This is a genomic window from Salibacterium aidingense DSM 18341 (genome assembly GCF_000429685.1).
In the GTDB taxonomy this organism is placed as follows: domain Bacteria; phylum Bacillota; class Bacilli; order Bacillales; family Marinococcaceae; genus Salibacterium; species Salibacterium aidingense.
In genome coordinates this window covers 1-20706 of sequence record NZ_AUCI01000018.1, presented here as the reverse complement: position 1 = coordinate 20706, position 20706 = coordinate 1, and the positions used below count along the sequence as shown (strand labels likewise).

Here is a 20706-nt window from a genome sequence, read left to right as displayed (position 1 = left end):
TGGAAGTTCTAATTTATATGATTTCATATATTATATTAGCAGAATCACCGCCGCTCATCTATTACATATTTCATTAGACATTTGACATATCTTATTATTTCACAGCAGACTCAGCCTTCTTCCTCCTATCATGAGCCTTGTTTCGCTTAAAAAGTTGTGATGCCCCTGCTTGGCATAACTTTTCGACACATCTGCCGGGAAAGTAATCAAACAGCTCCCTTTCAAAAAGGTTTTATTCTAGTCCAAATCAACAGGACTATCCCTGTTTCCCCCCTGCTAAAACCAGGCATAGATATGTACAAATATAAAAAGAAGCGGATGAGGATAGCAGCATCCGCTTCTTTTTGTATGAAGATTATTCACTAATACGTAATTCCATCTCATCCAGGGGAAGCTGGGCATGGAATGCATTCATGTCGTAATCGGCAATAAAGTTTTCCCACAACAGCTGGACGGGAGTGTGATCTTCAAAGGGACAATCATAAAAAGTGCTGATGCGTAACTCTCCCGGTTGGTCTGAAGAGCTCACTTCACACATTCCCTTTGTGACAACAGGTCCGTTTTTCAGCGTCACCTCGTACGTTCCCGGAGAAGGGAGAAAATAATCGACGTCTATATACATCCGGTACTGATGATTCTCTTGTCTGAGAATCCCCTGTATTTCATAACGACCTCCGAGGTAGGACGGGACATGCTCCACCTGCCCAGAGGAGATCAGCCCGCGGAGAAGAGAGGAACTGACTTTGTGGCTCTGTTTTTCCATTTTTTCCACTGTTGTTACCCCAAAACGGCCTTCAGCATCCAGATTCAGCTGAGCCATGTTTCCTTCTCCCTTGAATCCGTACGTGTAATCAAAGCCGGCGACAGCATGATGGCAGCGCAGGCCATACAGGTAGTCATCAACAAAGACTTTATGCGGCACCTTGGCGACGTTCATGTCAAACTCCACGACGTACAATAGATCGACCCCCAGTTTTTCAAACATCCTTTCCTTCACGGACAGCGGTGTGATATAGCGGGTAATCTGGCTTCCTTTTTTGATAACAGTACTTGGATGAGGAAAAAAGGTCATAACCGCCAGTTTCAGGTTTTTTTGGCCGGCGATCAATTTGGCTGTTTTAATGATTTCCCGGTGGCCCAGGTGAACGCCGTCGAAGAACCCGAGCGCCATCACACAGGGCTCACTGTTCTTCTGCAGCGTTGTCCCAATGGGATGCTTGACATGAATGGTTCTCATGGTGCCCCTCCTTCTTATACTTCGCTGGTTACCTTATCCTGCAAATCTTTGTACTTTCCCTCATAAATGGCGAGTGGTTCGTCCTCCTGCAGGTGCAGGTTCTGTACCGCGCCGACAAATAGTGTATGGTCGCCGGCGGGGTGAGTATCATGCACATCGCAGGCAATGGTTACGAGAGAATCTTCAATAACTGGAAGATTTTCAAAACGGGCGAATGCTATTTCTCGATCCTTGATCTGCCCCGCAAATACCATCGACATCTCCTGTTGATGTTCTGCCAGAATACTTACCGCAAATTTCCCGGACTGTTTTATTAAATCATGCATTTTTGCTTTGTCCGCCACCGAAATCAAAATCAGTTTCGGGTCAATGGAGACCGACATAAACGCGTTGGCTGTCATGCCGTGGACCTGACCGTCTACTTCCGTCGTAATGACCGTTACCCCTGTCGCAAATTTCCCCATCGCTGCTTTAAACATGCGATCATCCATGTTATCACCTCGTTAAAAATTATTGTTGATCACGGTGAGCTTCAGCTCCGTCATTTCTTCCACCGCGTACTTGATGCCTTCCCGCCCGGTTCCGCTTTCTTTCACACCACCGTACGGCATATGATCGACCCGGAACGTTGGAATGTCATTGATCAACACGCCTCCAACCTCCAATTTTTCCGAAGCGTTCATCGCTTTCTGAATATCGCTCGTGTAAATGCCAGCCTGCAATCCATACCGGGAATCGTTCACTTCTTCGATAGCTTCTTCCACTGATGATACCCTGTTGATCATCACAATCGGCGCGAACACTTCCTCACAGGAGACTTTCTGCTCCCGGTTCACCCCTGTTAACACAGTCGGAAGCACAATGTTTCCTTCATTTGTTCCGCCAGTTTCAACCTTGGCTCCGCTCTGTTCGGCTTCTTTGATCCAGGAAAGGGCTCGATCCACATCGTCTTGTGAAATCATCGCTGAAACGTTCGTATCTTCCTGCAGAGGATCGCCTGTTTTTAACTTCTTCGTCTCTTCGGTAAATTTATCAACAAATGTTTTATATACGTTTTCATGAACATAAATCCGCTGCAGCGATATGCAGACCTGGCCCTGGAAGGCAAATGCTCCCTGTACGCAGCGCGGCACCATCCTGTCAAGCTCTATATCTTCGTCGATGATAACTGCTGCGTTGGAACCAAGCTCCAGGGTCGTTCTCTTTAGTCCGGCACGGCTGCGGATCTGCTTTCCAACTTCCGGGCTTCCGGTAAACGTAATCATGCTGACTCTATCATCCTTAACAATTTTATCGCCAATCAGACGTCCGCTTCCGGTAATCACTTGAAGAGCACCGGCGGGAAGCCCTGCTTCTACAAGCAATTCAGCAAGAAAATAAGCGGAAAGTGGTGTCTGGGAAGCCGGCTTTAATACAATTGTATTTCCAGCAGCTATGGCCGGCCCTACTTTATGCGCGACAAGATTCATAGGGAAATTGAAGGGGGTGATGGCCCCGACCACTCCGATTGGTTCAGGTGTCGTAAATCCCACGCGGTTTTCACCTCCGGGCGCCGCATCCATTGGGAGGGTTTCCCCGTATAACTGATTGGCTGCCTGAGAAGCAAACGTGTACGTCTGAATGGTGCGGGCCACTTCGCCTCTCGCCGTTGTAATTGGTTTTGCCGCTTCCAGGGCAATCAGTTCCGCCGCTCGTTCCATGTTTTCCTCAAGCAGGCGCGCAAGATTGGAAAGAATCCGGCTGCGTTGGTGAGCGGGCATCTGCTGCATTACGCTTTTTACTCGAACCGCTGAAGCAATCGCAGCTTCCGCTTCGTCTTCACCGGCTGATGGGATCTTCGTCAATTCTTTTTGATCAAAGGGAGCGTAAAGCGGTGTATATTCCTTCGCTTCTGTCCATTCTCCATTTATAAATAAAGACTGATAAGCAGGTATTTCCTTTTTGAGCATATTCAACCTCCCTGACGATCAGGTCACAAAATTCGGTTTTCTTTTTTTCAACAACGGCTCCTGCAGCGGCCGGATTTTTCCTGTATGAATATCCAGTACCTCTGTCGCTTCCTCAAACCAGCTGTCCGGTGCTTCGTGGCCCCAGAACGTCTGGCGCATCGGATCATTCAAATCCCAGCGGATCGGTTTGAAGTCCGGGTCGCTCGTCAGGTAATCACCGTTATACAACTCGATGCGGTGGCCGTCCGGATCGCGCAGATAGAGGAAAAATGCGTTGGAGAGCCCGTGCCTGCCCGGCCCGCGTTCGATGCTGGGCCCGTAGCCAAGCGAAGCCAGATAATCACACCCGTCAATCAGACTCATCGGGTCTTTCAACCAGAAACCAATGTGGTGAAGACGAGGACCGGGTCCATTCATAAACGCTACATCATGCACGCTCGGCTTCCGGTGCAGCCAGGCCGCCCAGATTCTTTCTTCCTCGCCTGCCGTGTATTCCGAGCAGGCAAACCCAAGCTGGTCAATATAATAATCATGCGCTGCTTCCACATTGCTTACCATGCAGTTGAAATGGTCAATGCGCTGCACTTTGGCGCCTTTGTAGACCTCATAGCGCTGCAGCATGCGATCCACGGTTTCCATTTCCGCATAATATTCCACCGGCATCCCGGCTGGATCCATGACCCGGAGCGAGCGACCTACTGCTTTTTGGGTGCCGGCTTCCATCCATTTTACTTTCCTGTCCTGCTTTTCAAAAAAATGAGCCAGCGCCTGTAGGTCTTCTTCAGACCGGACTTTATAACTAATCACTTCCAGAGCCGGTTCTGCTTTCTTTTTCAGCCAGAGGCTGTGATGATTGTGTTCTTCCAGGCCGCGGAAAAAGATATTGTCGTCATCAGAATCGGTTTCAATGAAGCCGAGAGCATCGTAAAACGCTCTCGACTTTTCCAGATCAGTCACATGAAGGACAGCACGACCGCATCGAATAATATCAAAATTCATAAGGTCCACCCCTTAGATATTTGTGAAATCCGGTTTGGACGTTTTCACACTGTCCAAAAAGTCTTCCACGTATTTTTTGTAAGGCTCTTTATCAAACTGATCGAAGTATGCCATGCCCATTTTGATGGGATCGCCGAAGAAATAGTATTCGTAATGCATCTGCCGGCTGCCAAACGCACTCATGGTTAAATCCCAGGCCAGACGGAACAATTTCACTCTTTCATAGCCTTCAAGGTTTTTCGCCTGCAGGCCGCGGTTGACAAGATGTCCGATTTCTTCATTGTGGAAGTCCTCCTCTGTCGGAATCCCCATCAATCCGGAGGCCCCTAATATCCGCAGAATTTCTACAAGGCGCGGATAAATTCTTGGATACCAGTTTCTCGCCGCATTTAACGCTTCAAAGTCAGGTGTCATCGTGCCCCATTTATCAAGGGAAGCGTTGTGTTCCGCGCGGAAAAGGTGGGATTTCATGGTTTCCAGCGTAAGCATGATTTCTGTGCCTTTATCCTGGACGTGCTGGAACTGATCGATACCAATTGCATCCATGAGCTTCAATACGACACCGAGAAGAAACTCTGTTTTCACCACATTCTTCGAAACGACCTGGTGAGACATATGCACGACAGCATTTGTTTCCAGGAACGTTCGGTTACATATGGACGAGTTTCCGCATACGAAAACTTTTTCCCACGGAACGAAAACGTTATCAAAATAAACGATGGCATCTCCTTCTTCAAAACGGCTGCTTAGTGGGTGATCCCATTCACTCTTGCCGTAGTCAAACGACTCCCGGCTGATATATTTCAACCCAGGTGTGTTATTCGGCACGACGAAGGCGAGGGAATAGGGGTCGTCATGCTCTCCGGATTTTTTCACTGTGGAGGGGAATACAAGAATTTCATCGGTAATGCCGCCCTGCGTAGCTAACAGCCGTGCGCCGTCTACAATAATACCGTCGGCATGCTTTTCTACTAAATGCAGCGCTACATTGGCATCTTTTTGTTCGTGCTGGGCCTTCTGCCGGTTCACCTGAGGGTGAATCAAAGTGTGAGTCAGGCTGACATCATTTTCTCTGGCATAGTCGTAATAGTTTTTCGCGTTTTCAGCAAACATCGGATCATCTTCGCCAAACAAATCATTTGCGACTCCCATCGCCATCACTTCTGCGTTCAAGTAGTCCGGGGAACGGCCGAGCATACCGCCGGATGTTTTTGCCCATTCCTGTATAGCTTCCCGGCGTTTCATTAGATCATCAATGGTCTGCGGCCGGTAAAACGTCATTCCAACTTTGTCTCCGGAAGCCGGAGACGTGTACAGCATTTTTTCCGGCTTCTCATGCTGTAGATCATAGAGATGGGCCATCGAATCAATAACATTCTTGAATGCCGGATGGGTAGTAGGATCCTCCACCCGCTCCCCGTGAATATAGACATTATTTTTCGCCTGTCTTAATCTTTCTTTATACTCCGCTCCTGTTTTTGCTGGCATCTGTACTCCTCCTCTTTTTTATAATCAGCTGTTTATTTTCCAAACTGCGGGATATGGTGGTCCCCTAAGGCAACATGGATAATCTGTACTTCGGTGTAAAATTCAAACGCATAGTGGCCGCCTTCCCGGCCGATACCGCTGTGTTTAGATCCGCCGAACGGTGTTCTCAGATCTCGGACGTTCTGAGAGTTGACCCAGAGCATACCGGAGTCCACCTTCTGGGCTACCCGGTGGCCGCGCTGGATATCCTTCGTCCAGACATAGCCGGCAAGACCGTAGCGGACGTCATTTGCTTTTTCAATGACCTCTTCTTCCTCTTTAAACGTCATGACGGCAATGACCGGCCCGAATACTTCTTCCTGCACCACCCGCATGGAATTATCGGCTTGCAGCAGCACCGTCGGCGCAATGAAGTTGCCGGCTGCCATTTCTTCCGGCACCCTGCCGCTGATTACTTCACAGCCTTCCTCTTCAGCAATTTTTAAATAGGTTTTCACGTTCTCATAGTGATTCGTATGAATGAGAGGACCAACCTGGGTATCGGTTTTCATTGGATCTCCAACAACAATGTTGTTTACCCGCTCCTTCAGCTTCGCTGTAAAAAACTCGGCAATATTTTCATGTACGTACAGACGCGAGTTGGCGGTGCAGCGTTCCCCATTAAAGGAAAAAATCCCCCAGGTGCACGCATCCAGGGCCCTCTCCACATCTGCATCATCAAATACAATGATGGGGGATTTACCGCCGAGTTCCATCGAAAATTGTTTTAGGGAATCGGCCCCGTTTTTCATAATTTCGGAACCTGTCGTGGTTTCACCCGTAAACGAAATCAGCTCTACATCAGGGTGGGCAACCAGGGAGGCTCCTGCCGTTTCTCCGTAGCCATGAACAACGTTAAACACGCCGTCGGGAAGTTCGGCTTTATCAATAATTTCAGCAAGGCGGTGGGCCGTGAGCGGCGACCATTCCGCCGGCTTCAGTACGACCGTATTTCCAGTAGCCAGGGCCGGTGCGATTTTCCACGTTTCCAGCATAAACGGGGCGTTCCATGGAGTAATCAGTCCTGCTATACCCACCGGTTTATGAATTGTGTAGTTGATGAAATCATCATCCACCTGATAAACATCACCGACAAGACGGCTGGATACCATTTCCGCATAAAATCGGAAGTTATGAGCTGACCGCGCTACCATTTTTTTCGTCTGGCTGATCGGAAGCCCTGTGTCATAAGATTCGAGCGGGGCAATTTCATCGATATGCTCATCAATCAGATCAGCAATTCTATAAATATAGTTCAGCCGTTCTTTCAGCTTCAAGTTTCCCCATTCTCCGTTAAACGCTTTCCGGGCAGCTTTGACTGCCTTGTTAATATCCGTCTCTTCGCCGGAAGCGACTTGATTAATCACCGTATTAGTAAAAGGGGAAATATTTTCAAATTTTTCTTTCGATTCTGAATCCACAAAGTTTCCGTCAATATACTGGGGAACGTCTGAAATAGATGCAATCGCACGTTTTCCTGCTTCACTGACATCCTGAAGACGTGAATCATCCATCGTGTATCGGCCTCCTCCTTTGTTAACGCTTTCAACGACGTTGTACATTTAATGTATCACGGCCTTTTTTATATTAAAAATATTAATAATATTGATTATTGATATGTTTTTCATATATGATTAACCTATATGAAAGCGCTGTCAATAAAAGGAGGATATCATATGGATATCAGACAATTAAGGTATTTCTGCGCCGTAGCGGAGGAAGGACAGGTTACCAAGGCCGCCCGCCGTCTGCATATGGCCCAGCCGCCTCTAAGCCAGCAGTTAAAAAATATGGAAGAGGAATTAAATATTCAGCTGTTCCGGAAAAACGGCAGGAATATAGAGCTGACAGAGGCGGGAAAGATTTTATACAACAAAGCGTTGAAAATAATGAACGATCTGGAAGATACAGTTATCGAGGTACAGGAAATAGAGGAAGGTATCCGCGGCACCCTTACTATCGGTTCGAATAAATCATGTTTCTCCTTTCTCCCTGAACAAATGAATCAGCTTCGGGAAAAGCATCCGAATATTATTTTTAAATTACGAGAAGGTGATACTTTTTTCCTGGCGGAGAGTATCCGCAGCAGGGAAATTGAATTGGCTGTGGTCCGGCTTCCGATTGACCCGGAGGAATTTAACATGCTCCGTCTTCCGTCTGAACCATACGTGCTGGTCGTGCCCGAAGAATGGCACACGTTTTCTCCCAACCGCAGAAATGTGGAAATGAAGGAACTGCAGAATATGCCGTTAATGCTCCTTCACCGCATCAGCGGGGCCGGGCAGTTTGAACTGATTGTCAACGAATGCCGCAGCCACGGGTTTGAGCCGAATGTCATCTGCGAATGTCCGGACGCTTCGATGCTGCTTTCGCTTGCGGCAACAGGGGTAGGCGCTACCATCATTCCAAAATCCACCCTCTATGCGTTTTCGTATGAAAGAATCCGGGTACTGGATATAAAAGACTTTTCTATTACCGCCGATCCGGTTATCATATGGAATAAAGATCGTTATTTGACAAAAGCTGCCCAGCGGTTCTTAACTTTATTCGAAACTTCCTATGCGCAGGCGGGAATCAATGAAATAAACCAATCATTTTATTGATATCATATACAAAAAAATATATAATAATTGTATGGATAAAAATAAGATGAACAAGACCAAATATGCGTACACCGTAATTAAGGATCGTATTTTAGACGGCACCTATGCCCCCGGGCAGCGGATTATCTTAGATCAGATCGCAAAGGAGGTTGGATCCAGCCACATTCCGGTTAGAGAGGCCATCCGCCGGCTGGAGGCTGATAACCTTATAGAATACAGACAAAACGCTGGAGCCCTTGTTTTATCAATTGATGAAAAGGTCTATAAACAGACCCTTGAAATGCTGGCGCTGCTGGAAGGATACGCTACGATGCTGAGTCTGGATTATTTAAAAGAGAAACACATTCAGGAATTCACGGACATAAATAACGATATGAAACGAGCGCTGCAGCAATATGATCTAAATACCTTCAGTGAATTAAACAAAACATTTCATTTTGCGATTTATTCGCACTGTCCGAACAAGCTGCTCGTTAATAATATTAAACAATCCTGGGAAAAGCTTGATACAGTGCGCACCGCCGGTTTCGCCTATTTTCCGATGCGTGCCCCTCATTCCGTGGAAGAACATGACCAGTTAATTGATTTATTGGCAGACCCGCCCACAAAAGAAGCCGTTGAAGCGTTTGCCCGGCAGCATAAATTAAACACTCTGGAAGCTTATGAAAATAGAAAATAAGGGAAAAAGAAACCTGCCTTCGGGATTCAGGTTTCTTTTTAATTGAGTTTCCGGCTAAAATCATATATAATAAAATATATAATAAAATGAATGCGTTTTCGTGCATGAATAGAGGAGTGGATAAACGATGGCCATCGCCAAAGCGGTATACAATCAGAACCTCTATCCGAAGCAACTGGAGGTTCAACCGGAAACCAATGAGGTCACAGGCACCTCTCAAGCAGAACTGTCCTGGAGAGTTCCTGTTCACGGAACTGTTTACGGAGCCGCCTTGAATTATCAGGAGGAACTTGACGTACTGGGAAATGCCCTGTATGAGAAGCCATATAACACCCCTCCCGCAGCTCCCGTGCTGTACATCAAGCCGGTGAATACACTGACTCCCCATCTGTCTTCTGTCCCGGTTCCGCAAGGGGAAGAAGAACTCCAAACAGGGGCGGCCCTCGGCATTGTTATTGGCAAATCCGCCACAAACATTGAAGTTAACGCAGCCTGGGACTACATCGATGGTTTTACAGTGGCCAACGATATCAGCCTCCCATTTGAAAGCTTTCACCGCCCCCCGGTCAAGCAGAAAGCCCGTGATAAATTCTGCCCGATCGGTCCATGGGTAGTGGCCAAGGAGGAAGTAGCACATCCCGACGATGTAACTATAGAAGTTTTCGTTAATGGGAAAACCAGACAAACGGCTACTACGAGAAATTTAGTAAGATCGATTCCGCAGTTACTCGCAGATGTCACAGAATACATGACGTTATATGAAGGGGACGTACTGTTGACCGGCACCCCGGCCCGTCCCCCCCTCGTACAAAAGGGAGACAAAGTCCAAGTTAAGATTGCGCAGATTGGCACCCTGGAAAACACTATTCAATAGAGGAGGAACAGGAACCGATGAAACGAGCACGCATCGTTACCGGCGGCACCATCCATGACGCCGTCGAGGAAAACGGAAAAGTGAAACTGGAAGATGGGCGTCTGCTGCAGGAGGAAGAAGTAGAATGGCTGCCGCCTGTACAGCCGCAGACTACTTTTGCCCTGGGCCTGAATTACGCAGACCACGCTAAGGAACTTTCCTTTCAAGCGCCAAAAGAACCACTAGTTTTTTTAAAAGGGCCCAACACCTTTATTGGCCACCGCGGGGAAACCAAACGGCCGGAAGAAGCAACAAACATGCATTACGAATGTGAGCTTGGTGTCATCATAGGAAAAACCGCCAAAAATGTAAAAAAAGAAGAGGCCTATGATTACATAGCCGGCTACACGATCGGAAACGACTATGCCATCCGGGATTATCTCGAAAACTATTACCGTCCGAATCTCCGCGTTAAAAACCGGGATACCTGCACACCTCTCGGCCCCTGGTTCGTTGACAAGAATGATATTGGAGATCCAATGAATCTGACGTTAAAGACTTCCATCAATGGACGTATCACCCAGGAAGGCACCACGGCTGATATGATCTTTACGATCCCGGATTTAATTGAATATCTAAGCGGCTTTATGACGCTGAACAAAAATGATGTGATCCTGACAGGTACTCCGGAAGGCCTGGCTCAAGTAAATGCTGGTGATACCGTCGTGACCGAAATTGAAGGAATTGGCGCCTTGACCAACTACATCCGGAAAGTATAAGGAGGACTGCCGGCGATGCCGCATTTTATTGTAGAGTATACCGATAATTTGAAAGAAGAGGGCGACCTCCGCGGGCTGTTAAAAAAAATAAATGACGTACTGATCTCCCGCCCCGATCTTTTTCCCATCGGAGGCATCCGCTCCCGTGCAATCGAATTAAACGAGTATGTGATTGCGGATGATACCGAAGATGACGCTTTCGTTCACGCCCAGCTGAAAATCGGCGGCGGCCGTTCGAAAGAAGACAAAGCCATGATATCGGAAAAAATATTTGAAACCATGGAGACCCACTTCGCCAGCCTTTTTGAAAAAAGGTATTTAGCGCTCTCCTTCGAACTTCAGGAATTCGGAGAGGGCGGAACATACAAAAAAAACAATATTCACCCGCGGTACAAAAAGACCTGACACATCAAAACTCAGCCTGATATAGTTACTACAGGCTGAGTTTTTCATTTTAGAATCAAACCCTCCTATTAAGCGGTTCTTCTTCCTGACCAACCGAACATAGGAGACAGAATTGCTCCTGAATGTTCCATAAATACAGGTTATTAGACATTTTAACTCACTGGCTATTTGTCTTATTTCATTCGTTTCCAAATATTTTATTTTCGTTTTTTCTCTCTAATGTCCTTAACCTGTATAAATCGGACAAATTCGTCCGGAGCGTGTCCGTTTGTCGTTCCCTTCCATTAACCGAGGCAGGTCATTTACTTGCTTCTTATTCAAAATGCCTTTTTGGCCAAAGATATTTTAAATTAAAAATTCCGAACGATTCTCCCACGATTTGTTCGGAATTTTTTGTGCATCCATACTACCACTGCCTCAAAAAACTTTGCTTCCCGCGAGAACGATACAGGCATTGTTCTGCATTGGAGTCTTCGTAGTTTGACTTCGCTTGTTCATTGCTTCTTTAACACAAACTACGGAATGTTCGGGTTTTTCTTTTGTCCCAGCGTGTTACGGTCCAAGCTGGAACATGCGCCATATTTCCCTGGCGCCTTCCAACTGCTGACTGACCCTGCCAAATTCGGGATGCTGCACTTTCGGTCCGCCCGGCCACGTATGCCCGCCTCCTTTGATGATATAGAGTGCTGCCGCGGTCTTTCCGGTGTCAGTCTCATATAAATGGCGTTCCACCCGGGTCGGGTCATGCAGCGAGCGCGGGGCGAACCGTTCTTCTTTCCGCTCCCAGGAAGACGCCGATTGATAGGTCCACCATTCTACCGTTGCACGGGCCCCGAGCAGTCCGGTAATATCATAGGAAATTTCGCCATTGGCATCTTCGGCGGAAAACGGCACCACCGGGTCTTCCCCTCCCATGATAAAGACCAGCGGAGGAAGGCCGTTTGTTTCTTTCCGCTGCAGTGGTTCCGCGAGCGGCCCTGCGACAGCACCGACTCCGGCAAACGTGCCGGGAAGTTCGATGGCGGCCCGGAGGCTGAAGCTGGCTCCATTGGAAAAGCCGGTTGCATAGATCTGCTCGGTGTCTATTGTATAGTACCCCTTCCACTTTTTCAGCAGTTCTTCCGTAAATCGAATATCTTCAATGTCTGCTTCCTCAGCCAAACTGCCTTTCCGGTCTTCATTCCACTGTCTCGATAAAGGCTGCCCCAGTGTCACTTCCAGTGCTTCCGGAAACAGGACGATAAATCCTTCTTCCTCTGCCAGCTCCGCGAATCCTGTCAATCTGCTGTGATAGGCAGCATCACTCCCGGCACCATGATAACTGATCATCAGCGGAGCCGGTGTTTCTGGCGTGACCGTCGATGGAACATAATAACGGTACGTCCGCTCGGTTTCTTTTATTCGAATTGTTCCTTTCGGCAGTGATTCTAGCATGGTTTCACCTCATTTTTCCGCGGGCAGAGACTATTTTTTCGGATCATACCATTTCCGCCATCATCAAGTCCGGATTTTCGATCATGCGGGCCGCGTCCCGGAGCAAGCTTCCCGCTGCTTGTGGAGATATCTTTCGTGTATCAATCGTCAGAGCAATCTCCATTATCTCGCGCACCGACAATTCTCCGTCTTCTATCCGGGCTTTTTTGTTAATCGGATGCAGGGCAGCGGTCGGAACCTTTGTATATCCCATCGGAACCAGGATATCCTCTTCCGGATCCGTATTGGTCACAGCCAATACCGGTTCTATATCCGCCGGCTCAGGGGATGCGTTCCTGCGTCCACTGTCAATACCGGATAACGGAAGGTTCTGTACGTCTTGCAGCACCGGCACAGTAAAGCCGCTGTCTATTTCTGTCACAAGACCGATATGACAACTTTCCGACTGGTAGAAGGAACGTCGCGACCAGGCCGTCTGCAGCGCTTTGATCACAAACGCCGTTACGGATACATTGGTTTCGTGATCTTTCAATACCTGCCGGCGCTTCTGCACCTCCGTTACATCTACTTCGCAACGGTAGCTGACCGACGGCAGGGTAAAAAAGCTAGTACTTTCAGAAACCGGCATTTCATCTTGTTGAGGTCTCTCCGGGCTTGCGCTCTCCTTTCCGCCATGGCGGACCATCGCATAAATGTCTTCATCCAGCACACGTCCGTTTTTGCCGCTTCCTTTAATCTGTTCGATATCGACGCTCTGTTCCCTGGCAATTCTTCTCGTATGAGGTGCTGCAATAACCCGCTTTTTTTGGGGCGGGGACATCACAGCGGCAGCTGTTTCTGTTTTTGATTTCCCCGCGGCAGGTGCCGTTCTGGCTGGGACCGCTTTTTCCGAAGCTGCATGTGGAACAGTACTGGAATTCCCGTCCTCCAGTACGAGAATCGTGTCTCCGACTTCCACGACATCGCCAGCCGCTGCTTTCAGTTCTTGTATCTTTCCCGAGCGGGGCGATGGAATTTCGGCACTCATTTTATCCGTCTGAATTTCCACCAGTGGTTCATCATTTTTAACGGTATCGCCCGGTTTCACAAAATAATTCAGTATTTCCGCTTCATGCATGCCTTCGCCGATATCATGAAGTTTTACTTCAAACATAGTGAGGTCTCCTTTCCGTTAAAAATTGATGCAGCGTCGGATGGCGTGTTTAATTTTTTCAGGACTTGGGATGTACTCATTTTCCAGGGAATAGACCGGAACCGGGGTGTCAAAACCGCAGACCCGTTCTACCGGCGAACGCAGGTATAAGAAGGAAGTATCATTAATGACTGCCATTACTTCACTGCTCACTCCCCCGGAAGCCGGGGCTTCATGTATGATAAGAGCCCGGCCTGTTTTCTGTACCGAGGCCGCTATCGCTTCTTTATCCATCGGGTACAGCGTACGCAAATCGATCACCTCGCACGAGGCGTTTTCTTCTTTTTCAATTTCTTCGACTGCTTTCATCGTTTCGATCGTCATGGCCCCCCACGTAAAAACAGAAATATCTTCTCCTTCTTTGCGCACTGCAGCTTTGCCAAGTTTTATGGTATATTTTTCTTCCGGTACGTCGGTTCGGGAAGAACGGTAACAGCGCATCGGCTCGAGAAAAAGAACCGGATCCGGATCTTCGATGCTCGCGATTAACAGGCCTTTCGCGTCATAAGCGTTGGCAGGTACGACCACCTTGAGGCCGGGCATATGGGTAAATAAAGCTTCGACGCTGTCCGAATGAATCTCCGGCGCCCGGACTCCTGCTCCAAATGGAGCACGAATAACCATCGGAGCCGTGTATCGCCCCATCGAACGCTGCCGGATCCTTGTGGCATGAGTCATGATTTGATTAAAAGCCGGATAAATGAAACCGAGAAACTGCATTTCCGCAATGGGGCGGAAACCATTGGCTGCCATTCCAATGGAGGTACCGATAATTCCCGATTCCGCCAGCGGGGTATCAATGACCCGTTCGCTTCCAAACTGGTTATATAACCCTTCTGTGGCACGAAATACGCCGCCGTTCACCCCGACGTCCTGGCCCAGCACAAGAACATTTTCATCTTCTTCCAGCATGATCCGCAGCGCGTCATTGATCCCTTGAATCATCGTCATACTTTTTGTCTGCACGGTGGTTGTCATCAGGCCTTCCTCCCTTTCACAGCCAAATGTTCCTCAATCTGCTCCTGTACGGTCCAGGTCGGTACGTCATATACGTGATCAAAAAGCTGGCTGATATCAGCTTCCGGATAATTCTCCATTTCTTCGATTGCTTTTTCGATCTCGTCGTTAATTTCCTCCTCCAGAGAAGATGCCCAGGCATCGGTCCAGGCTTCTTCTAGTTTCAAATACCGCTCGAGCCGTAACAGGGGATCGGTCGTTTCCCTTCGTTTATCACTTTCGGATTGATCCCGGTACTTGGTCGGGTCATCCGCCGTCGTATGGGCCCCGTACCGCCAGGTCACTGCCTCCAGCAAAGTGGGACCCCCGCCGCTGCGCGCCCGCTGAACGGCTTCTTTTACTGCCGTGTAAACCGCAGCCACATCATTGCCGTCCACTCGGGCACATTCCATATCATAGCCGAGTCCTTTCTGGGCGATCGTTTTGGCATGCATCTGTTTTTTCATCGGCACGCTGATGGCATAGCCGTTATTCTGATTAAAAAATACAGCCGGTACTTGAAACACACTGGCGAAATTCAATCCTTCGTGGAAATCACCTTCTGACGTCGCCCCGTCTCCAAAGTAAACCAGGGACACCCGGTCTGTTCCTCGTTTTTTCTCGGCCCAGGCTGTCCCTGCTGCGTGTGGAAGCTGCGAAGCAATTGGAATAGCCGGAGGAAAAATATTCACCCCTTCCGGCGGAAGTCCTCCTTCTAAACGCCCCCGCCAGTTCAGCAGGAGATTGCGCATCGAATGACCAAATGTCAGCGTCGCGGCGTGATCCCGGTACGTTGGAAACATCCAGTCCCCTTCCTCGAGAGCCGCCGCGCTGCCAACCTGGGCGGCTTCCTGCCCTTCATACTGGACATACGTTCCAATTCGTCCCTGCCGCTGCAGATTAACGGATTTTTTATCGAGCATCCGTGCCCGCAGCATCAAATAATAAAAGCGTTTTATCTGTTCGATAGAGAGGTCTGTCTGGACCTCCGGGTTGACGTTTCCTTCTTCATTTATGATTTGCTGCATTGGAAATTGATCAAGCATCATGTGTCCTCACCATCCCTTATCTTGTTTGTCCCTATCCAATAAGTCTTTCAGGTTATATCCATAAGCGGCATCTTCCACACCGTATTGATTTATTGTCCTTGCAACTTCCACCGGGCCGAATTTCTCATAAAAATAACGGGCACTGTTTTTCCTCGCCAGCCATATGACCATTGACGAAAAATGATGCTCATATAATTGCCTCGCCATGGACAAAAAGAGTTTTCTTCCAAGTCCCATCCCCTGAACTTCCGGCGCCAGGTAAATCGCATATAGTTCCCCATCGTATCCGGCAATGGAGGTACCCCGGAGCGGACCGCCGCTGACCACGCCTACGACTTCTCCGTATTCCGAAAGGACTACATCGGTCAGTGTCCGCGGCCTCTCGAGAATATGCCGCCACCATGTTTCCCGTTCTTTTACATCAAGGGCGGCCAGCACGTTTTCTGGGAAAATACCTTGATAGGTCTGCTTCCAGCCTGCCACATGAAGTTCTGCAATCGCCCGCGCTTCTGTCTGCGCTGCTTTACGTATTGTCATCAGCATCTACAACGCTTTCGACTCGGAGTTTGCTTCGTCTGCCTCGTCTGCATTCACGATACTTTCTTTATCCTGATCCAGCGGCGTCAGCGTCCAGCCGGTGTAGGCATACAACAGGGTAATAAACGGGGTGACTAAACTAATGAAGGTAAAGAAAATATAACCCATGCCGACATCCAGAGTCGTCATCACAAAAGCCCCGATTACGCCCCATGGAATGAGGGGATGCAGGATCGATCCGGCGTCTTCCAAGGTCCGGGACAGGTTTTTCGGATGAAGGTTCGTGTTTCGGTACGAGTCTTCGAGCATCTGGCCCGGCAGAATAATCGACAGGTACTGTTCGCCAATGATAAAGTTCACTCCAAAGCAGGAAACAACGGTCGAACTGATAACGTGCCCTCTTTTGTGGAGAATGCCTTTCAGGCTGTCAATTAACGTGTGGGCAATGCCGACACCGCGGAAGACACCGCCGAAAGCAAGGGCCACAATAATCAGTGAGACTCCAAAGAGCATGCTTTCCAGACCACCAAGAGACAGCAGGCTGTCAATCGATTCCACCCCGGTTTCTGCGGTGTAGCCGCCGTGAGCTGCGTTCATAATATCCCCGAAATTTGCTCCCGGGTTCGTGTAAAAGGTAGTCAGCACCGCAACAATCAGTCCCATAGCAAGAGACGGCAGCGGTTTTACACGCCGAACGGCCAGGCCAATAATTAAAAGCGGGGAAAGCAGGGTAACCCAGCTAATCATAAACTCTGACTGCAGCGTGTTAATCATCTCATCTACCTGCGACGTATCAGCCCCGCCCTGACTATTTGAAACACCAATGATTCCAAAAATGAAGAGAGTAATAATTAAGGCGGGGACAGTCGTCCATAACATATGACGAATATGTTCAAACACATCGACTTTGGCCGTCGCAGCCGTTAAGTTGGTCGTATCCGAAAGGGGAGATAATTTATCCCCAAAAATAGCCCCGCTTACGATCGCCCCGGCTGTCATCTCGGGAGAAATCCCCATACCGTAGGCTACCCCCATCAGGGAAACACCAATCGTTGCCATCGCACTCAGAGAGCTTCCCGTCATAATGGCCACGACGGCTGTAATAATAACGGCCGAAACTAGGAAGAGACTCGGCGACAAGACGTGAAGTCCATAAAATGTAATGGTAGGTACGGTTCCATTCAGGGCCCAGACCCCAATCAACACCCCTATTAAACTCAGAATTAAGATGGCAGGTATACCATAAGAAATACCTTTGACCATTGCCTGTTCCAGCGTTTTCCAGTCATGTTTCAGTTTCAGACCGTAAAGCGAAACAACGATAGCGGCTAAAACAATTGGGATATGCGGAGCTACCCCAAAATGAAGGATGCTGATCCCTAAAATAGCAATAATTAAACACAATACGACAAGTGACCCCGTTAGCGTTGCTTTTTTTGCCTCCATTTAAAAACCCCCTGCTTTATTTTTTGAAAGCGCATACAAAACTGTGGTGAAGAAAAATTCTCTATCTTATTGTCCTTGTTTTTTCAATACGTTCTCAAGGGCCTGAATAAACTTCTCATTTTCTTCTTTCTTTCCAATCGTGACCCGGATCATCGTCGGATACCCCATGACGTGGCCGGGGCGGATAATAATTCCCTGCTCCAGCAGACGGTGGTGGATTTTTTCTGCTTCCTGTTTTACATCGACCATAATGAAGTTAGTATGGGTTGGAAAAGAAGACAACCCCATTTTCTGAAAGGCCGATTCTAAATAAAGCCGCCCGTGTTCATTCTTCCTCTTCGTGTCCCGCAAAAAATCATCGTCATCGAGTGCTGCCACAGCGCCGGCCTGGGCCAGACGGTTTACATTAAAAGGCTCCTTCCCTTTTAGCAGTTCCTGCACCACAGCAGGCTGTGTAATGCCGTAGCCCACACGCACCGAAGCCATTCCGTAAACTTTTGAAAACGTACGCAGCACAATAAGGTTTTCAAAACGATCGAGATAATCCAATGATTCCAGATAATCATCGGTATGGACGTACTCATAGTACGCCTCATCCAGGACAACAAGCACATCGGAAGGCACACTTTCTAAAAAGTGAAGCAGTTCCTCTTTCCCTATAATTGTTCCTGTCGGATTATTTGGATTACACACAAAAATCATTTTGGTGCGGGGAGTCAAGGCCTCTCTCATCGCCGTCAGATCATGCGTCCCTTCCTTCATTGCCACCTCCACCGGGATTCCACCCTCTATGATGACATTTGTTTTATACCGCGGGAAAGTAACCTTCGCCATTACCGCTTCATCCCCGGGATTCACGTACGTTCTGGTAAGCATCCGGATAATTTCATCCGACCCGTTTCCAAAAATAAAAGTGTCCGCCGGTGCCCCGAGATGACGGCTTAACTTTTCTGCAAGCACAGGTGCTGTAACCTCCGGATAATAATGAATATTCTTCATTTCTTCTACCATGGCGTCCCGAGCCTTTGGCGAAGAACCGTACGGGTTTTCATTTGATGCCATTTTAATGACATGAGACAAACCGAGCTCACGCTGCAGTTCCTCGACCGGCTTTCCCGGGGAATACATCGCCACCTCTGCCATCTGTTTCCTCGGTTTCACCATTTCTGATAAAACCTCCTTCTATGCAAAATAAATGAATGATACTGCCTGTAATGGTAGAGGGATTCCTCTGCCCGCACAAGAATTTCATTTAAAGCTGAAATGCTTTTAAGCACTAAAGAAATGCCCGCTCCTTCAGGAACGGGGACACAGAACCCTGTCATCCCAGTGTTTTTGAAACCGTTTTCTTTTTATTCATATGATAAACGTAGGTCTTCGATAGGAAATCCATATAGAAAGAATGGGGACGGGGACGTGATCTGATCAAGGAAAAGAGCGAGAATCACATGATAAGGGAGAACCGCACTGCATCTCGGTACGGGCTTTTCAAACAGGAGGTATGGTACGATAAGAGAAACAGTCGGAAAACCAGTAAAAGAAAAGAAGGGATATATATGGATTTTGTTGTTTTAACTGCCTTTTTGGGTACGGCCGTTGCATTAACCCTCGCCCCCGGGCCGGACATTCTGTTTGTCACTGCCCAGAGCATCGCCCGCAGCGCCAAGGCAGGCATCGTCACCGCCTGCGGTCTCTGCACCGGCCTTCTTGTACATATTACGGCGGCCGCCGTCGGCATTTCTGCGGTCATCTATCAATCTTCGCTCGCTTTTTCCATCGTCAAATACGCCGGAGCCCTCTATTTGCTTTACCTGGCCTGGCAGGCTTTTCGAAACCGCGAGACCGCTTCGTTGACCAACCAGGAAAAAACAGACCTGCCGTATGCAGGCCTGTACAAAAAAGGAATCCTCATGAATCTATTAAATCCCAAAGTGTCGCTGTTTTTCCTGGCGCTGCTGCCGCAGTTCACCAATACTTCCAGCGGACCGGTCACGTTGCAGATGCTCCTCCTCGGTGTGCTGTTTTTATTGCAGGCTTTTATTATTTTCTCCGTAGTCAGTCTTCTCGCACACCAAGCCGGCCGTATTCTTCAAAATAACCCCAAAGTTTCGCGGCGGATGAATCTGGTGCAAGGAACGTTGTTTACCGTTATTGGACTGCAGATGGTGGTAATGGAAAATGAGGGCAGTTTCTGAATATAATACGACCTGAAAGCAAATCTCTCAACAACCAGCATTGCCTAAATGCCCGGTGTTTAATAAGTTGTTCCTCTACAAGAGAGTCCGACTGAGACAAATAGGACGGATTATGTGAAAAAGAAGACCTATGTTCATATGTTCAAAAAGGACGGACATTAGGTCCGCCCTTTAGAAAAGGAGAATAGGGATATGCTCCTAATATCCGTAACCACCACCGTATCCACCGAAGAAACCAGATGAACCAACAATGATTAATAGGATAAACAGGACAACGATCAATGCAAATCCAGACCCATATCCATAACCTGCACTCATATCTTCACCTCCTTATTGTCGCTAGTCACAATTTATGACTAAGCAGTCCTGTTTTGTGTGAGCGATTGCCTAGGTATGGTTGGATATTGTGCAAAGAAGCATTAAAAAAACCACCTTTGAGGTGGTCCTAAGTAGGGGACTTCTCTGTTTTCCCGCTCTTAATAAGCCAATTGTGTTGAGCGAGTTCTGTGATTGAAAGGAGTAAACCAGTGAGGAATGCTCCGAAAATGGTGACGGTAGCTGTTGTAAAAAACAAAGAAACGACGTACACGATAATAGATGCAGCAATAAAATCAACAATGCTACTAAACCAAAATGTACCTTCTTTTAGGATGAAAATCTCCAGGACGTGGGCACATACAGCGAGAATTAGCCCTACAATAATAGGCTGCCATAAATTTTCAAAGTTCACATTTGGAAAAATGAAAGACGAAATCAACACTGTGATGGGGCAAATAAAGATTTTGATGATTAATCCAATCATAATATGTACCTCCTTTTGATATTT

Annotated in this window: 21 protein-coding genes; 6 read left to right on the top strand and 15 right to left on the bottom strand. The window is 47.9% G+C overall.

Annotated elements, in window-relative coordinates:
- Positions 1-355: 355 nt before the first annotated feature.
- The 6 genes from G475_RS25360 to hpaE are packed head-to-tail and all read right to left on the bottom strand — an operon-like array spanning position 356 to position 7226.
- Positions 356-1237 carry an FAD synthetase family protein gene (locus tag G475_RS25360; protein ID WP_035711522.1) on the bottom strand — a complete coding sequence of 294 codons (882 nt, stop codon included), beginning with the start codon at positions 1235-1237 and terminating at the stop codon, positions 356-358.
- Positions 1238-1251: 14 nt separating this feature from the next.
- Positions 1252-1728 carry a flavin reductase family protein gene (locus G475_RS0116135; RefSeq protein ID WP_026702166.1) on the bottom strand — a complete coding sequence of 159 codons (477 nt, stop codon included), beginning with the start codon at positions 1726-1728 and terminating at the stop codon, positions 1252-1254.
- A 12-nt stretch (positions 1729-1740) separates the two neighbouring features.
- A complete protein-coding gene (locus G475_RS0116130; protein ID WP_026702165.1) occupies positions 1741-3186 on the bottom strand; it encodes an aldehyde dehydrogenase family protein in 1446 nt (481 codons plus the stop codon).
- Positions 3187-3204: 18 nt separating this feature from the next.
- Entirely contained in the window at positions 3205-4185 is a 981-nt protein-coding gene (gene hpaD, locus G475_RS0116125) for a 3,4-dihydroxyphenylacetate 2,3-dioxygenase (RefSeq protein ID WP_026702164.1), read from the bottom strand.
- 12 nt (positions 4186-4197) lie between these two features.
- On the bottom strand, positions 4198-5673 hold the full coding sequence (hpaB, locus tag G475_RS0116120; RefSeq protein ID WP_026702163.1) for a 4-hydroxyphenylacetate 3-monooxygenase, oxygenase component: 1476 nt from the start codon (positions 5671-5673) through the stop codon (positions 4198-4200).
- Between the two features lie 32 nt (positions 5674-5705).
- On the bottom strand, positions 5706-7226 hold the full coding sequence (gene hpaE / locus G475_RS0116115) for a 5-carboxymethyl-2-hydroxymuconate semialdehyde dehydrogenase (protein ID WP_026702162.1): 1521 nt from the start codon (positions 7224-7226) through the stop codon (positions 5706-5708).
- Positions 7227-7388: 162 nt separating this feature from the next.
- Here hpaE and G475_RS0116110 point away from each other — a divergent pair, with 162 nt between their 5' ends.
- The 5 genes from G475_RS0116110 to G475_RS0116090 all read left to right on the top strand — a co-directional run bounded on the left by G475_RS0116110 (position 7389) and on the right by G475_RS0116090 (position 11031).
- Positions 7389-8315, top strand: coding sequence for a LysR family transcriptional regulator (locus tag G475_RS0116110; protein WP_026702161.1), 927 nt, complete (start codon positions 7389-7391; stop codon positions 8313-8315).
- Positions 8316-8361: 46 nt separating this feature from the next.
- Positions 8362-8994, top strand: coding sequence for a GntR family transcriptional regulator (locus G475_RS0116105; RefSeq protein ID WP_233275800.1), 633 nt, complete (start codon positions 8362-8364; stop codon positions 8992-8994).
- Between the two features lie 127 nt (positions 8995-9121).
- Positions 9122-9868, top strand: coding sequence for a fumarylacetoacetate hydrolase family protein (locus G475_RS0116100; RefSeq protein ID WP_026702159.1), 747 nt, complete (start codon positions 9122-9124; stop codon positions 9866-9868).
- Between the two features lie 17 nt (positions 9869-9885).
- The gene (locus G475_RS0116095) at positions 9886-10626 is read left to right on the top strand and encodes a fumarylacetoacetate hydrolase family protein (protein WP_026702158.1); all 741 of its coding nucleotides are present in this window, start codon (positions 9886-9888) and stop codon (positions 10624-10626) included.
- 15 nt (positions 10627-10641) lie between these two features.
- Entirely contained in the window at positions 10642-11031 is a 390-nt protein-coding gene (locus G475_RS0116090) for a 5-carboxymethyl-2-hydroxymuconate Delta-isomerase (protein WP_026702157.1), read from the top strand.
- Between the two features lie 552 nt (positions 11032-11583).
- On the opposite strand, the gene G475_RS0116085 is transcribed toward G475_RS0116090, so the two are convergent.
- From G475_RS0116085 to hisC, 7 genes are all read right to left on the bottom strand, one after another.
- The gene (locus G475_RS0116085) at positions 11584-12465 is read right to left on the bottom strand and encodes an alpha/beta hydrolase family esterase (RefSeq protein WP_026702156.1); all 882 of its coding nucleotides are present in this window, start codon (positions 12463-12465) and stop codon (positions 11584-11586) included.
- 43 nt (positions 12466-12508) lie between these two features.
- On the bottom strand, positions 12509-13618 hold the full coding sequence (locus G475_RS0116080; RefSeq protein ID WP_026702155.1) for a biotin/lipoyl-containing protein: 1110 nt from the start codon (positions 13616-13618) through the stop codon (positions 12509-12511).
- An 18-nt stretch (positions 13619-13636) separates the two neighbouring features.
- The gene (locus G475_RS0116075) at positions 13637-14635 is read right to left on the bottom strand and encodes an alpha-ketoacid dehydrogenase subunit beta (RefSeq protein ID WP_026702154.1); all 999 of its coding nucleotides are present in this window, start codon (positions 14633-14635) and stop codon (positions 13637-13639) included.
- Positions 14635-15699: a pyruvate dehydrogenase (acetyl-transferring) E1 component subunit alpha gene (pdhA, locus tag G475_RS0116070; protein WP_026702153.1), complete on the bottom strand. Its 1065-nt coding sequence runs from the start codon at positions 15697-15699 to the stop codon at positions 14635-14637. The genes G475_RS0116075 and pdhA overlap by 1 nt, the downstream gene beginning before the upstream one ends.
- 9 nt (positions 15700-15708) lie before the next feature.
- Positions 15709-16245, bottom strand: coding sequence for a GNAT family N-acetyltransferase (locus G475_RS0116065; RefSeq protein WP_051302596.1), 537 nt, complete (start codon positions 16243-16245; stop codon positions 15709-15711).
- Positions 16246-17685: a Na+/H+ antiporter NhaC gene (nhaC, locus tag G475_RS0116060; protein WP_026702151.1), complete on the bottom strand. Its 1440-nt coding sequence runs from the start codon at positions 17683-17685 to the stop codon at positions 16246-16248.
- Positions 17686-17751: 66 nt separating this feature from the next.
- Positions 17752-18849 carry a histidinol-phosphate transaminase gene (gene hisC, locus G475_RS0116055; protein WP_211233932.1) on the bottom strand — a complete coding sequence of 366 codons (1098 nt, stop codon included), beginning with the start codon at positions 18847-18849 and terminating at the stop codon, positions 17752-17754.
- A 392-nt stretch (positions 18850-19241) separates the two neighbouring features.
- On the opposite strand from hisC, the gene G475_RS0116050 reads away from it, so the two are divergent.
- The gene (locus G475_RS0116050) at positions 19242-19880 is read left to right on the top strand and encodes a LysE family translocator (protein WP_026702149.1); all 639 of its coding nucleotides are present in this window, start codon (positions 19242-19244) and stop codon (positions 19878-19880) included.
- Between the two features lie 198 nt (positions 19881-20078).
- Here G475_RS0116050 and G475_RS26890 read toward each other — a convergent pair whose 3' ends face one another.
- Both G475_RS26890 and G475_RS0116040 read right to left on the bottom strand, forming a co-directional pair.
- Positions 20079-20198, bottom strand: coding sequence for a YjcZ family sporulation protein (locus G475_RS26890; protein ID WP_084414097.1), 120 nt, complete (start codon positions 20196-20198; stop codon positions 20079-20081).
- Positions 20199-20325: 127 nt separating this feature from the next.
- Entirely contained in the window at positions 20326-20682 is a 357-nt protein-coding gene (locus G475_RS0116040; RefSeq protein ID WP_026701485.1) for a DUF2512 family protein, read from the bottom strand.
- Positions 20683-20706: the final 24 nt, after the last annotated feature.